At 70.8% G+C, this 14,391-nt stretch carries 9 protein-coding genes and 1 pseudogene; 8 read left to right on the top strand and 2 right to left on the bottom strand.

Translation table 11 applies throughout. The features are described from left to right. Nucleotides 1-77 precede the first annotated feature (77 nt). Nucleotides 78-2,501, bottom strand: a complete 2,424-nt coding sequence (gene lon, locus OG306_RS26215; RefSeq protein WP_266748522.1) for an endopeptidase La — start codon at nucleotides 2,499-2,501, stop codon at nucleotides 78-80. A gap of 131 nt (nucleotides 2,502-2,632) precedes the next feature. Here lon and OG306_RS26210 point away from each other — a divergent pair, with 131 nt between their 5' ends. After that, nucleotides 2,633-3,478: a nucleotidyltransferase gene (locus OG306_RS26210; RefSeq protein ID WP_371665658.1), complete on the top strand. Its 846-nt coding sequence runs from the start codon at nucleotides 2,633-2,635 to the stop codon at nucleotides 3,476-3,478. Here OG306_RS26210 and OG306_RS26205 read toward each other — a convergent pair. Further along, nucleotides 3,405-4,256 (bottom strand): rhomboid-like protein, encoded by an 852-nt coding sequence (locus OG306_RS26205; RefSeq protein ID WP_266905455.1) that lies wholly within the window; start codon nucleotides 4,254-4,256, stop codon nucleotides 3,405-3,407. The two genes, OG306_RS26210 and OG306_RS26205, sit on opposite strands and share 74 nt — an antisense overlap. A gap of 317 nt (nucleotides 4,257-4,573) precedes the next feature. Between OG306_RS26205 and OG306_RS26200 the strand changes: the two genes are divergently transcribed. From OG306_RS26200 to OG306_RS26170, 7 genes and pseudogenes are all read left to right on the top strand, one after another. Continuing rightward, nucleotides 4,574-6,202 carry a transposase gene (locus OG306_RS26200; protein WP_266905456.1) on the top strand — a complete coding sequence of 543 codons (1,629 nt, stop codon included), beginning with the start codon at nucleotides 4,574-4,576 and terminating at the stop codon, nucleotides 6,200-6,202. A gap of 38 nt (nucleotides 6,203-6,240) precedes the next feature. Then, nucleotides 6,241-6,633 (top strand): hypothetical protein, encoded by a 393-nt coding sequence (locus OG306_RS26195; RefSeq protein WP_266905457.1) that lies wholly within the window; start codon nucleotides 6,241-6,243, stop codon nucleotides 6,631-6,633. Nucleotides 6,634-6,671: 38 nt separating this feature from the next. Further along, nucleotides 6,672-7,287: pseudogene (locus tag OG306_RS26190) on the top strand (hypothetical protein). A gap of 219 nt (nucleotides 7,288-7,506) precedes the next feature. Continuing rightward, nucleotides 7,507-8,199: a spermidine synthase gene (locus tag OG306_RS26185; RefSeq protein WP_371665657.1), complete on the top strand. Its 693-nt coding sequence runs from the start codon at nucleotides 7,507-7,509 to the stop codon at nucleotides 8,197-8,199. A gap of 222 nt (nucleotides 8,200-8,421) precedes the next feature. Beyond that, entirely contained in the window at nucleotides 8,422-9,159 is a 738-nt protein-coding gene (locus OG306_RS26180; RefSeq protein WP_266748515.1) for a response regulator transcription factor, read from the top strand. Beyond that, a complete protein-coding gene (locus OG306_RS26175) occupies nucleotides 9,156-10,232 on the top strand; it encodes a HAMP domain-containing sensor histidine kinase (protein ID WP_371665656.1) in 1,077 nt (358 codons plus the stop codon). Before OG306_RS26180 ends, OG306_RS26175 begins: the two co-directional genes overlap by 4 nt. Before the next feature lie 257 nt (nucleotides 10,233-10,489). Next, nucleotides 10,490-14,329 (top strand): multifunctional oxoglutarate decarboxylase/oxoglutarate dehydrogenase thiamine pyrophosphate-binding subunit/dihydrolipoyllysine-residue succinyltransferase subunit, encoded by a 3,840-nt coding sequence (locus OG306_RS26170; protein ID WP_327258775.1) that lies wholly within the window; start codon nucleotides 10,490-10,492, stop codon nucleotides 14,327-14,329. Nucleotides 14,330-14,391: the final 62 nt, after the last annotated feature.

The raw sequence follows: 14,391 nt of genomic DNA, 5'->3' as shown, positions 1-14,391 counted from the left end.
CCGCCCGCCCGTTGCCGGGAAGGCGGGCCGTCCGTACCGGTCGCGCACGTGGGGCCACGTCCGTCACGCCATGGCCGCTACGCCGCGGCCGGGATCCTTGCCTCGGGCCTGACCGCGGAGGCCGGGGCGAGGGCGATCTCCAGCACCTGGCGCACATCCGTCACGGGGTGGACCTCCAGGGTGTCCAGGACCTCGGCCGGGACATCGTCCAGGTCCGCCTCGTTCCGCTTCGGGATCACCACGGTCGTGATTCCGGCCCGGTGCGCGGCCAGCAGCTTCTGCTTCAGGCCGCCGATCGGCAACACCCGCCCGGTCAGCGAGACTTCACCGGTCATCGCCACATCCGTACGGACCAGCCGTCCGGAGAGCAGCGAGGCCAGCGCCGTCGTCATCGTGATCCCGGCACTCGGGCCGTCCTTCGGGACCGCGCCCGCCGGGAAGTGGATGTGCACGCCGCGGTCCTTCAGGTCCGCGACCGGCAGCTCCAGCTCCGCGCCGTGCGACCGCAGGAAGCTCAGCGCGATCTGCGCGGACTCCTTCATGACGTCACCGAGCTGACCGGTGAGGGTCAGTCCGGACCCCCCGGTCTCCGGGTCGGCCAGCGACGCCTCCACGAACAGCACGTCACCGCCCGCGCCGGTCACCGCGAGTCCGGTGGCCACGCCCGGCACCGCGGTACGGCGCTCGGCCGGGTCCTGGGCGGACTCGGGGACGTGGTGCGGCCGTCCGATCAGACCGCGTAGATCCGCCTCGGTGACCGTGAACGGCAGCTCCCGCTCATCCAGTTCGTGCTGGGCCGCGACCTTGCGGAGCAGCCGGGCGACGGCCCGCTCCAGGTTCCGTACGCCCGCCTCGCGGGTGTACTCGCCGGCCAGCCTGCGCAGCGCGGACTCGTCGAGCGTCACCTCGTCCTTCGCCAGACCGGCCCGCTCCAGCTGGCGCGGAAGCAGGTGGTCACGGGCGATGACGACCTTCTCGTCCTCGGTGTAGCCGTCGAGCCTGACCAGTTCCATCCGGTCGAGCAGCGCTTCCGGGATGGCTTCGAGCACATTGGCCGTGGCCAGGAAGACGACGTCGCTGAGGTCGAGTTCGACCTCCAGGTAATGGTCGCGGAAGGTGTGGTTCTGCGCCGGGTCGAGGACTTCGAGCAGGGCGGCCGCCGGGTCGCCCCGGAAGTCGGAGCCGACCTTGTCGATCTCGTCGAGCAGGACGACCGGGTTCATCGAACCGGCCTCCTTGATGGCCCGGACGATACGTCCCGGCAGGGCGCCGACGTACGTACGCCGGTGGCCGCGGATCTCCGCCTCGTCCCGTACCCCGCCGAGCGCGACGCGGACGAACTTGCGGCCCATGGCGTGCGCGACGGATTCACCGAGCGAGGTCTTGCCCACGCCCGGCGGCCCCACCAGCGCGAGCACGGCACCGCCGCGCCGCCCGCCGACGACGCCCAGGCCGCGGTCGGCACGCCGCTTGCGCACCGCCAGGTACTCGGTGATCCGCTCCTTCACGTCCTGCAGGCCCGCGTGCTCGGCGTCGAGGATCCGCTGGGCGCCGCGGATGTCGTACGCGTCCTCGGTCCGCTCCGTCCACGGCAGTTCGAGGACGGTGTCGAGCCAGGTCCTGATCCAGGAGCCCTCGGGACTCTGGTCGGAGGAACGCTCCAGCTTGTCGACCTCTTTGAGCGCGGCCTCGCGGACGTGCTCGGGAAGGCCGGCGGCCTCGACGCGCGCCCGGTAGTCGTCGGACTCGTCCTCCGGGTCCCCGTTGAGTTCGGCGAGCTCCTTGCGTACGGCGTCGAGCTGGCGCCGCAGCAGGAATTCGCGCTGCTGCTTGTCGACGCCCTCCTGGACGTCCTTGGCGATGGACTCGGCGACGTCCTGCTCGGCGAGGTGTTCACCGAGCCACTGGATGGCGAGCTTCAGCCGGGCGACCGCGTCGACGGTCTCCAGGAGCTGCACCTTCTGGGCGGTGGTGAGGAAGGGTGAGTAACCGGAATTGTCGGCGAGCGCGGAGATGTCCTCGATCTGCTGGACCCGGTCCACGACCTGCCAGGCGCCGCGCTTCTTCAGCCAGCTGGTGGCGAGCGCCTTGTACTCCTTGACCAGCTCGGCGGCGGCCCCGGGGAGTGGATCGGGGACGGCCTCGTCGACCCGCGTCCCCTCCACCCAGAGCGCCCCGCCCGGACCGCTGGTCCCGGCCCCGATCCGCACCCGGCCACGGCCGCGGATGAGCGCGCCCGGATCCCCGTCCGAGAGCCGTCCGACCTGCTCGACGGTGCCGATGACACCGGTGCCGGTGTACGTACCGTCGACCCGTGGCACAAGCAGCACCTCGGGCTTGCCGCCGCCCTCGCGGGCCGCCGCCTGTGCGGCCTCCACGGCAGCGCGTACATCGGTGTCGGACAGGTCCAGAGGCACCACCATCCCGGGCAGCACGACCTCGTCGTCGAGCGGCAGCACGGGCAGGGCGAGCGGAGTGACCGCATTGGACTCGGTAGCCATGATCTCCCCTTCGGCAGTCAAGTTGAGCTATGCAGACTCAATGCTTGTGAGCCGCTCATTGTTCCCTGGAGCGTGTTCGCTGTGAGCGATCAGCTGAACGCTGTGCGCACGCAGCAATGCAGAGTGACCGCATGAATGACGGCAGCGGAGACGGCGGCGACAGTGGCGGCCGGGGGCTGAATCCGGACGGGACGATCCGGCGGGAAGGCTCGCTGACCCGGATGCCGGCGGTGTTCGCCCCCGTGGTGGACGCGGCCCGCGCCCGGATCGCCGAGACGTTCGGCGGCGCAAGGCTGCACAGCGCGTACATCTACGGCAGCATTCCGCGCGGCACGGCCGTTCCCGGCGTCTCCGACCTGGACGTGCTGCTCGCCCTGCGCGCCGAACCCACCGAGGTCGTCCTGGCGGCGGCCCGGGCCGTCGAGGCCGAGCTGGACGGGTCGTTCGACCAGATCGACGGCGTCGGCGTCCTCCTGGTCGCCGCCGAGACCGTCACGAGCGAACTCGAACGCAACGACCTCGGCTTCTTCCTCGCCTGTCTCTGCACCCCGCTGCTGGGCGAGGACCTCGACGCGCGGCTGCCGCACTACCGCCCCACCCCGCTGCTCGCCCGCGAGACCAACGGGGACCTCCATCTCTCGCTCCCCCGGTGGCGGCGACGGGCCGCCGAGGCCACCACGGACGCCGAACGCCGAAACCTCAGCCGGGGCGCCGCCCGGCGCATCGTCCGGTCGGGCTTCACGCTGGTCATGCCGCGGTGGGGCAGCTGGACCAGCGACCTGGCCGAGTCCGCCGAGGTGTTCGCCGGCTACTACCCGGACCACCCGGAGCGGGTCGAACAGATGCGGACGGCCGCGCGCACGGGCCGTGTCCCGTCCGCCGACCCGGCCGTTCTCGCGATGCTCATCGACGACCTGGCTCCCTGGCTGGCGGCCGAGTACCTCGCGGTGCACGGCGAGAAGGCCCCACGCCCCTGACCTCCGCACCCCCGGTCACCGGGCCCCGGCCCGCACCGGCCCTGCGCAGCAGTGGCCAGCAGGCCACGCCGAGCACCAGCGCCAGGGGATGCCCCCACTCGGTGAGGGGGCTGCTGAGCTCCAACAGATCACGCAGCAGCATCGCGCCGACCCCGCCGAGCACCAGCACCCGCAGCCACGGCGTGAGCAGCCCGGCGAGCGCACCCACGCTCGCCATCAGTCCGAAGCTGATGCCGTAGTCGAGCCGGTGCAGCGAGGACTCCGGCAGATGACCGGCCACCACCGACAGCCCGACCGGGATCTCCGTGGCGAGCGTCGCCACGACATGGCCGAGCAGGAACACCCCGGCGGTGCGCCATCCGCCGATGCGGCGTTCCAGCGCGGTCAGCACGAGAGCGAAACCGAAGACGTACGGGGAGCCGAGCCCGCCGACTACCCACAGGGCGCTGGCGGCCAGGACAAGCAACGGGGTGTCGCCGAGGTGCGCGACGTCCGTGCTCGATTCGCGCAGCACGGCGGCGACGGTGGCCGGATCGGCGTACTCCATGAAGAGGGACGTCGCGACGAGCACCAGCAGATACCAGAAGGTGAACGGTGTCCCCAGGGGCGTCGGCAGCAGCCGCAGCCACCGGCGGGCCGCGCGGATCCCGCGGGTCCTGCGGGCGTCGCGGGCCTCAGGAGCGGCGCTCTCGTCCGTACGGCGCTGACGCGGTATGGCGTCGAGCAGTGGAGCCTCGCGGTGTTCTTCCCGAACCGCCCTGTCCGTACCCTGACGCACCGCGCGAGGCCCCTTTCCGTAGAAGTTCCGTACAAGCCCCCTGAAACACGTCCCACCCTCCGTGATCGTCCCCCACGCCGTCTATGGCCTGAGCCACATGAGCGACGTATGAACCGACCCGGGCCCGGTGCCGATAGAGGGGTTGCGAGCTGCTGTCGGTTTGCTGCGTTGAAGTGCGTTGTAGTGAGTGGGAGTGAGTCCTGGCGGCGGGTTCGCGGGAGTGGGAACGGGGGTTCTGGGGCCGAATGGGTGACCTTGGCGGCTGCTGCTCGTTGGGCTGGGTGGCAGGTTTCCAGTCTTGGGGAGGGGGTGTTGTGATGGGTGGTTTGCGGGAGTTGGCGGCGCCGTTCGTGGTGCCCGGGCCGTGCGGGGTGGCAATCCGGGACCGCCTCAAGCACCTCACACCCCAGGACGAGAACGTGCTCCGCCTGGTCGGTGAGCATCAGGGGGCACTCGCTTCCCGTGATCTCAGGGCCCGTTGTGCGGATGGCCTAGAGCACAGCGCGGACACCTGGGCGTCACGCAAGCGGGACCTGACCGCACAGTCGTCGTCGCGGATCGCCGGTGCGATCACCAAAGCCACACACGATCAGTGGGCACTCGCCCGTCGTTGTCAGGCGGCATATGTACGGAATCTGGAGGCCGGGATCAGGACGCTGCGGCACCGCCTGTCCCTCCCGATCGGTGCGCCGGGAACGAAGCGGGCCGCAGGCGGCTACCGCTCCAAGGGCGAGTGGTTCCACAAGTCCCGCCGCCTCACGGCGCTGGAAGCCCGGCACGCCGCCGCCGTCTGTGACCGGCAGGCCGGACGCGTCCGGGTGGTACGGGGCGGCAGACGTCTCCTGAACACCCGCCACCACCTCACCCGGGCCCACCTCACCGAGGAACAGTGGCGGGAGCGCTGGGAGGCGGAGCGCTGGTTCATCGCTGCTGACGGCGAGTCGGGCAAGCGGTTCGGGAACGAAACAATCCGCGTCACCCCGGACGGTGAGGTGAGCGTCAAACTGCCCGCCCCGCTGGCGCACCTGGCCAACGCCAAGTACGGCCGGTACACCCTCACCTCGACCGTGGCGTTTGCGCACCGGGGCGCGGAGTGGGCCGACCGCGTCACTGCGAACCGGGCCGTCGCCTACCGCATCCACCTCGACACCGACCGTCGCCGCTGGTACCTCACCGCCTCCTGGCAGCGCCCCACCGTGCAGACCATCCCGTTGGAGACTGCCCGCGCCCGGGGTGTGATCGGCGTCGACACCAACGCCGACCACTTCGCCGCCTACCAGCTCGACCAGCACGGCAACCCCAACGGCGAGCCCCGGCGGTTCTTCTACGACCTGTCCGGCACCACCGCTCATCGCGACGCCCAGATCCGTCACGCGCTGACCCGCCTGCTCCACTGGGCCAAGCAGGCCGGTGTTACCGCGATCGGCATCGAAGACCTCGACTTCACGACCGAGAAGACCCGGGAGAAGCACGGCCGCAGGAAACGGTTCCGGCAGCTGATCTCTGGTATCCCGACCGGGAAGCTCAAGGCCCGGCTGGTCTCCATGGCAGCCGAACAGGGCCTGAGCATTGTCGCGGTCGACCCCGCCTACACCTCGATGTGGGGTGCCCAGCACTGGCAGAAACCGCTGGCCACCCCGCACCGCAGAATGTCCCGTCACGATGCCGCCGGTATCGCGATCGGACGACGCGCCCTCGGACACCCGGTCCGGCGTCGGACGGCACCGCCCCCACACGACCGGAGTGATCGTGCGGGGCATCGGACCGCCCAGGCCGGGCCAGGTGCACGGGGGCGTGACGGAACCCGCCCACCCGCAACGGACCACGCCCCTGGAGGCGTGCCGCCGAGCGGGACGCGAAAGCGGGGACCGAGTGCATCCAACACCGTTCGGGATGCGCCCAGTACACATCAGTGGGTCCAGGACCCACTCATGCACACTGGCTAGGAACGGTCGTCGTCTCCTACGGACGGCATTCGGACCCGATGCACGAGACCGTCGCCGCCACCCCGTCCGGCGGGCTCCGGCTGCTGCTGACCAGGACCGCCGCGGTGCTCGGCGCGAGCATTCCGGCGCTCACTCTCCCGGGGCCTGCGCTGCCCCCGTCCGCCGCCGGGCCGGGCCCGGCGGCCTGGCTGCTGCCGGGGCTGACGATGACGCTGGCGGCGCTCGCCCTCGGCTCGTACGTCGGCTGCCGTAACGGCGCCTCGTCCGTCGCCGTGGCGTGGGCGGCCGCCGTGCTCCTGCCCGCCTTCGCCACCTCCTCCGCGCCGGGGGTCCCCGCCCCGGCGGCCGAGGCCGCGCGGTACTTCGCGCAGCCCGCCGCACAGGGCGGCCGGGGCGCTGGGGTGCGCCGTGCTGCTCGCCGTACGCCGTAGATCCTTCGACCATCTGGAGACGTGTGAGCCACCGGCCGATCCACGCCGCACCGCCCGTCCCTGTCCTCTATATCCGCTCGCGCGCCCTCCCCCTCACCGCCGTCGCCCTGGCCGGCATCGTTCTCGTGGCCGCAGGTGCGGCCCACTGGCTGGAAACCAGGCCGCACTTCGACCACACCGCCCGCATCCCGGTCGTCGTGCTGGCCCCGCTGCTCGCCTCCGCCGCGATCGGCACCAGCCTGCACGCGCCCAGCGACGAGCTGGACCGGACCGGCGTACGGCGCTGGTGGCCGCGCCGGCTGCTGCATCTGCTGGCCCTGACCGTGCTGACGGCCGGGGCGCTCGCGCTGGCGGTCCCCGGGCACCCGGAGGCGTTCGGCGCACCGGCCATGGTGCGCAACGTGCTCGGCGCGACCGGGGTGGCCGCGGCCTCCGCCGCGCTGATCGGTGCCCGGCTGAGCTGGCTGCCGATGACGGTCTACGGCGGCGCCGTCTATCTGGTGGCGCCCTGCACCCACGACGGCGCGGCGGCGGTGTGGGGCGTGGCCGATGCAGCCGGGCCCGCAGGGCGCGGCATGGGCAGTGGCCCTGACGGCGTACGTGATCGGGGCGGTCCTCCTCGCGGTGCGCGGCGCACGCCCGGAGAGCACGTGACTCTCGGCGGCGCACGCCCGGAGAGCGCGTAACCCTGGATGTTCCGCGCCCCCCGGAGCGCGTAACTCTCGTCCGTCGCACGCCCCAGGCCGCGCAACGGCGCACGCTCCCCCGGACGGATCGGATGGATCGGGCGGATCCGGCAATCCGCTGGCCCCGGCCGCGTCGAGCGGCCAGGATGGCGGTGACCGTGTCCGCCATCCACCGGAGACCCGCACCATGCCCCACATCCACGGCCTCGACACCCTCGCCCCCGTCACGCTCGACCGCCGGGAAGGCCCGTACGGCGAGGTCGTCCTGCGGGAGCGGGGTGACGGCTTCGAGATCATCGCCAACGGATGCTTCCTCATGGACACCTCGGACGGGCGGTCCGAGCGGCTGCTGATCGACGCGGCGCTGGCCGCGCTGCCCGCGGGCCGGACGGCGCCGTCGGTGCTCATCGGGGGGCTCGGGGTCGGGTTCTCGCTCGTGCGGGCCGCCGCCGAGCCGCGGTGGGGGCGGATCGCCGTCGTCGAGCGGGAGCAGGCGATCGTGGACTGGCACCGGGAGGGGCCGCTGGCGAGGATCTCCGGTGCGGCGCTCGCTGATCCGCGGACCGAGATCCTGACGACGGATCTCGTCGCGTACCTGCATACGACTACGGACCGTTACGACGCGCTGTGCCTCGACATCGACAACGGGCCGGACTGGACCGTCACCGAGGACAACATGAGCCTGTACTCCCCCGCCGGTCTGGCGGACTGCCGGGAGCGGCTGACGCCGGGCGGCGTTCTCGCGGTCTGGTCCGCGCAGCCGTCCGCAGACTTCGAACAGAGCCTGCGGAATGCCGGATTCAGCGGGGTAAGGACGGAAGAGATCCGTGTTGCCCGAGGTGTTCCCGACGTGGTGCATCTCGCACTTCGGACAGGCTGAGAGCCCCCACCGGGTATCCACGGCCCCCGGACGCCCGGGGCCAAGCGCCACAAGGCCGACACTCCGCCACTTCGTCGCACCCAAGCCGTTACACCCTGCGTAGCCGAGAGCAGTCCGCTGCCTTTACGCTGCTGACCGGTGACGGGATCACCCATGACATCCACAAGCGAAGACCGTGCGTCCGGGGGAATGGCCCCCGTGAGAACGGGCAGGGGCGGGGCGATGGAACAGACACACACCACCCACAACGGTGTCGCGGCCACCCCGGGCGCGCAGCGCCGGGTGCTGGTGGTCGAGGACGACGTCACGATCGTCGATGCCATTTCCGCCCGGCTGCGGGCCGAGGGCTTTCTGGTGCAGACCGCACTCGACGGGCCCGCGGCCGTGGACGCGGCCGAGGCGTGGCAGCCCGATCTGATGGTGCTCGACATCATGCTCCCCGGCTTCGACGGCCTGGAGGTCTGCCGCCGTGTGCAGGCCCAGCGGCCGGTGCCGGTGCTGATGCTGACCGCCAGGGACGACGAGACCGACATGCTGGTCGGCCTCGGGGTCGGCGCCGACGACTACATGACCAAGCCGTTCTCGATGCGCGAGCTGGCGGCCCGGGTGCATGTCCTGCTGCGCCGGGTCGAGCGTGCGGCGCTGGCCGCGGTCACTCCGCGCAGCGGCATACTGCGCCTCGGTGAGCTGGAGATCGATCACGCGCAGCGCCGGGTCCGGGTGCGCACCGATGACGTCCACCTCACGCCGACCGAGTTCGACCTGCTGGTCTGCCTGGCCAATACGCCGCGCGCGGTGCTCTCCCGGGAGCAGCTGCTGGCCGAGGTCTGGGACTGGGCGGACGCCTCCGGCACCCGTACCGTCGACAGTCACATCAAGGCGCTGCGCCGGAAGATCGGTGCGGAGCGGATCCGTACCGTGCACGGTGTCGGCTACGCCCTGGAGACCCCGGCGCCATGACCCGGACCGGTTCCGGATTGCGTCCCTTTTCGGTCAAGGCCAAGCTGGGCACGCTCGTGGTGGTCTCGGTGTTCATCACCACCGGGCTGCTGATGGTGGCCCTGCGCACCAGGACGGAGCTGCGCTTCATCACGGTCTTCTCGGTGATCGCGACCCTGCTGATCACCCAGTTCGTGGCGCACGGCCTGACGGCGCCGCTGGACGAGATGACGACCGTGGCCCGGTCGATATCGCACGGCGACTACACCAGACGGGTGAGCGGCGCCGGCCGGCGTGACGAGCTCGGCGACCTGGCCCAGACGATCAACCTCATGGCGGACGATCTGGAGGCCGTGGACCGGCACCGCAAGGAGCTGGTGGCCAATGTGTCCCATGAGCTGCGGACACCCATCGCGGCGCTGAGAGCCGTGCTGGAGAACGTCGTGGACGGGGTGTCGTCGGCCGATCCGGAGACCATGCGCACGGCCCTGAAGCAGACCGAGCGGCTCGGCAGGCTGGTGGAGACGCTGCTGGACCTGTCCCGTCTGGACAGCGGTGTGGTCACGCTGAAGGCCCGCCGTTTCGAGGTGTGGCCGTATCTCTCGGGCGTGCTGAAGGAGGCGAATCTCGCCGCCTCGCACCGTCGGCTGCCCTCCGGTTCCGGGAACCACGCCCGCAAGGACGTCCATCTGCATCTGGACGTGTCGCCGCCCGAGCTGACCGCGCACGCGGACGCGGAACGGCTGCACCAGGTGGTGGCCAACCTCATCGACAACGCCGTCAAGCACAGCCCGCCGCACGGCCGGGTCACCGTCCTGGCCCGGCGCGGAGCCGGGCCGGAGTCCCTGGCACTGGAGGTCCTGGACGAGGGTCCGGGCATTCCGGAGTCCGAGCGGCACCGGGTCTTCGAGCGTTTCAACCGCGGTGAGGTGCCGTCCCCGCACGGTCCCGGCAGCGACGGCGGTACGGGTCTGGGCCTGGCGATCGCCCGCTGGGCGGTGGATCTGCACGGCGGTCGCATCGGTGTGGCCGAATCCGGACGCGGCTGCCGCATTCAGGTCACTCTTCCGGGCATCCCGCAACCGCGAGGTTGACATAGGGTTCGAACCGGAAGGGAACGTTCTGCGTGTTCTCTTTCAGGGGTACGGTCCAGGGGGCCGTAGCTGCGGCCCTGCGTACCCGAAGTGCAGCGGAACCATGCTTGTTTCCCGCCATTTCCTGCGCCGAAACCCGCCTTCCGATGTGACTTGCACGACGAAGACCGGCCCGGCCTCCATGGAACGGCTCGGGAGGCGTAGCCTTGATTTCCGCTGTCCATCACCTTGTGAAGCGGAAGAGGGCGGTTGCCGCCGTGTCGTCTCAGTCCCCCAGTAACTCGAGCATCTCGACCGACCAAGCCAGCCCGGGTTCCGACCCGGCTGCGGCTTTCGGCCCCAATGAGTGGCTCGTCGACGAGATCTACCAGCAGTACCTCCAGGACCCCAATTCGGTCGATCGCGCCTGGTGGGACTTCTTCGCCGACTACAAGCCGGGTACGTCCGGCACGGCGGACAAGCCCGTTCCCGGCGCCGCAGCCGCGGGGGCTGCGGTGACCCCGGCCCCGGCCGCCACCGCGCCGACCACCACACCCCAGGCACCTGGGGCGCAGGCCCCGGCTCCGGCCGCGCCTGCTCCGGCGCCCGCGGCTCCGGCGCCCGCACAGGCCGCCTCCGCCGCCCCCGCCGTCGTTGCCCCGGCAGCACCGGCGAAGGCCGTGCCGGCCGCGAAGCCGGCCGAGGCCCCGGTGAAGGCTGCGGCGGCTCCGGCCACCGAGGCCCCGGCCGGCCCGGAGTACGTGACGCTGCGCGGCCCGTCGGCCGCCGTCGCGAAGAACATGAACGCCTCGCTTGAGCTGCCGACGGCCACGTCCGTCCGCGCCGTTCCGGTGAAGCTGCTCTTCGACAACCGCATCGTCATCAACAACCACCTCAAGCGCGCCCGCGGCGGGAAGATCTCCTTCACGCACCTCATCGGGTACGCGATGGTGCAGGCCCTCAAGGCCATGCCGGCGATGAACCAGTCCTTCGCGGTGAAGGACGGCAAGCCGACCCTGGTCAAGCCGGAGCACGTCAACCTCGGTCTGGCCATCGACCTGGTGAAGGCGAACGGCGACCGCCAGCTGGTCGTCGCGGCCATCAAGAAGGCCGAGACGCTCAACTTCTTCGAGTTCTGGCAGGCCTACGAGGACATCGTCCGCCGCGCCCGCAACGGCAAGCTCGGCATGGACGACTTCACCGGAGTCACCGCCTCGCTGACCAACCCCGGCGGCATCGGCACCGTGCACTCCGTGCCCCGCCTGATGCCCGGCCAGGGCCTCATCATGGGCGTCGGCGCGATGGACTACCCCGCCGAGTTCCAGGGCACCTCCCAGGACACCCTGAACAAGCTGGGCATCTCCAAGGTCATGACGCTGACCTCGACGTACGACCACCGGGTCATCCAGGGCGCCGCCTCCGGCGAGTTCCTGCGGATCGTCGCCCAGCTCCTGCTCGGCGAGAACGAGTTCTACGACGAGATCTTCAAGTCGCTGCGCATCCCGTACGAGCCGGTCCGCTGGCTCACGGACATCGACGCCTCGCACGACAACGACGTGACCAAGGCCGCGCGGGTCTTCGAGCTGATCCACTCCTACCGGGTCCGCGGCCACGTCATGGCCGACACCGACCCGCTGGAGTACCGCCAGCGCAAGCACCCCGACCTGGACATCACCGAGCACGGCCTCACCCTGTGGGACCTGGAGCGGGACTTCGCGGTCGGCGGTTTCGCCGGCAAGTCGATGATGAAGCTCCGCGACATCCTCGGCGTGCTGCGTGAGTCGTACTGCCGCACCACCGGCATCGAGTTCATGCACATCCAGGACCCGAAGCAGCGCAAGTGGCTCCAGGACCGGGTGGAGCGCCCGCGCGCCCAGCAGCCCGAGCGCGAGGAGCAGCTGCGCATCCTGCGCCGGCTGAACGCCGCCGAGGCGTTCGAGACGTTCCTGCAGACCAAGTACGTCGGCCAGAAGCGGTTCTCGCTGGAGGGCGGCGAGTCCGTCATCCCGCTGCTCGACGCGGTCATCGACTCCGCCGCCGAGGCCCGCCTCGACGAGGTCGTCATCGGCATGGCCCACCGCGGCCGGCTGAACGTGCTGGCGAACATCGTCGGCAAGTCGTACGCGCAGATCTTCCGCGAGTTCGAGGGCAACCTCGACCCCCGGTCGATGCACGGCTCCGGCGACGTGAAGTACCACCTGGGCGCCGAGGGCACCTTCACCGGTCTGGACGGCGAGCAGATCAAGGTCTCGCTGGCCGCCAACCCCTCGCACCTGGAGGCGGTCGACCCGGTCCTGGAGGGCATCGCCCGCGCCAAGCAGGACATCATCAACAAGGGCGGCACGGACTTCACCGTCCTGCCCGTCGCGCTCCACGGCGACGCGGCCTTCGCGGGCCAGGGCGTCGTCGCCGAGACGCTCAACATGTCGCAGCTGCGCGGCTACCGCACCGGCGGCACGGTGCACGTGGTGATCAACAACCAGGTCGGCTTCACCGCCGCCCCGGAGTCCTCGCGCTCCTCGATGTACGCCACCGACGTGGCGCGCATGATCGAGGCGCCGATCATCCACGTCAACGGCGACGACCCCGAGGCCGTCGTCCGGGTCGCCCGGCTCGCCTTCGAGTTCCGGCAGGCGTTCAACAAGGACGTCGTGATCGACCTCATCTGCTACCGCCGCCGCGGTCACAACGAGGGCGACAACCCGGAGTTCACCAACCCGCAGATGTACACCCTGATCGACAAGAAGCGCTCGGTGCGCAAGCTCTACACCGAGTCCCTCATCGGTCGCGGCGACATCACGCTGGAAGAGGCCGAGCAGGCGCTCCAGGACTTCCAGGGCCAGCTGGAGAAGGTCTTCGCGGAGGTCCGCGAGGCCACCTCGCTGCCGGCTCCGGCGCAGACCCCCGAGGTCCAGCCCGAGTTCCCGGTCGCCGTGACCACCGCGATCTCCCAGGAGGTCGTCAAGGTCATCGCGGAGTCGCAGGTCAACATCCCCGACCGGATCACCGTCCACCCCCGTCTGATGCCGCAGATGCAGCGTCGCGCGGCCTCGGTGGAGAACGGCACGATCGACTGGGGCATGGGCGAGACCCTGGCCATCGGTTCGCTGCTGATGGAGGGCACCCCGGTCCGGCTCGCCGGCCAGGACACCCGCCGCGGCACCTTCGGCCAGCGGCACGCGGTTCTCGTCGACCAGGTGGACGGCGAGGACTACACCCCGCTGCTCTACCTCGCCGACGACCAGGCCCGTTACAACGTCTACGACTCGCTGCTCAGCGAGTACGCGGCGATGGGCTTCGAGTACGGCTACTCGCTGGCCCGCCCGGAATCGCTGGTCATCTGGGAGGCCCAGTTCGGTGACTTCGTCAACGGCGCGCAGACCGTCGTCGACGAGTTCATCTCCTCGGCCGAGCAGAAGTGGGGCCAGACCTCCGGCGTCACGCTGCTGCTGCCGCACGGCTACGAGGGCCAGGGCCCGGACCACTCGTCCGCCCGCCCGGAGCGCTTCCTCACGCTGTGCGCGCAGAACAACATGACGGTCGCGATGCCGACCCTGCCGTCGAACTACTTCCACCTCCTGCGGTGGCAGGTGCACAACCCGCACCACAAGCCGCTGATCGTCTTCACCCCGAAGTCGATGCTCCGCCTCAAGGCGGCCGCGTCGAAGGTGGAGGAGTTCACCACCGGCGGCTTCCGCCCGGTGATCGGCGACGACTCGGTGAACCCGAACGACGTCCGCAAGGTCGTCTTCTGCGCCGGCAAGGTCTACTACGACCTGGAGGCCGAGCGTACGAAGCGTGGCGTCACGGACACCGCCATCATCCGTCTGGAGCGCCTGTACCCGCTGCCGGGTGCCGAGCTGCAGGCCGAGATCGCCAAGTACCCGAACGCCGAGAAGTACCTCTGGACCCAGGAGGAGCCGGCCAACCAGGGCGCCTGGCCGTTCATCGCCCTGAACCTGATCGACCACCTGGACCTGGCCGTCGGCGCCGACGTCCCGCACGGTGAGCGCCTGCGCCGCATCTCGCGGCCGCACAGCTCGTCCCCGGCGGTCGGCTCGGCCAAGCGCCACCAGGCCGAGCAGGCCCAACTGGTCGCCGAGGTCTTCGACGCCTGACCGGTCGCCGTACGCACGAACCCGAAGGGCCCGCTCCCGCGATCATCTCGCGGGAGCGGGCC

The organism is Streptomyces sp. NBC_01241 (assembly GCF_041435435.1).
Taxonomy (GTDB): domain Bacteria; phylum Actinomycetota; class Actinomycetes; order Streptomycetales; family Streptomycetaceae; genus Streptomyces.
This window is presented reverse-complemented; position numbering and strand designations above follow the sequence as displayed.

Coding starts and splice junctions, on each gene's coding strand:
- OG306_RS26210 (WP_371665658.1), top strand. CDS start 2,633: ATGAATGACGGCAGCGGAGACGGCGGCGACAGTGGCGGCCGGGGGCTG.
- OG306_RS26185 (WP_371665657.1), top strand. CDS start 7,507: ATGCCCCACATCCACGGCCTCGACACCCTCGCCCCCGTCACGCTCGAC.
- lon (WP_266748522.1), bottom strand. CDS start 2,501: ATGGCTACCGAGTCCAATGCGGTCACTCCGCTCGCCCTGCCCGTGCTG.
- OG306_RS26195 (WP_266905457.1), top strand. CDS start 6,241: ATGCACGAGACCGTCGCCGCCACCCCGTCCGGCGGGCTCCGGCTGCTG.
- OG306_RS26180 (WP_266748515.1), top strand. CDS start 8,422: ATGGAACAGACACACACCACCCACAACGGTGTCGCGGCCACCCCGGGC.
- OG306_RS26200 (WP_266905456.1), top strand. CDS start 4,574: ATGGGTGGTTTGCGGGAGTTGGCGGCGCCGTTCGTGGTGCCCGGGCCG.
- OG306_RS26175 (WP_371665656.1), top strand. CDS start 9,156: ATGACCCGGACCGGTTCCGGATTGCGTCCCTTTTCGGTCAAGGCCAAG.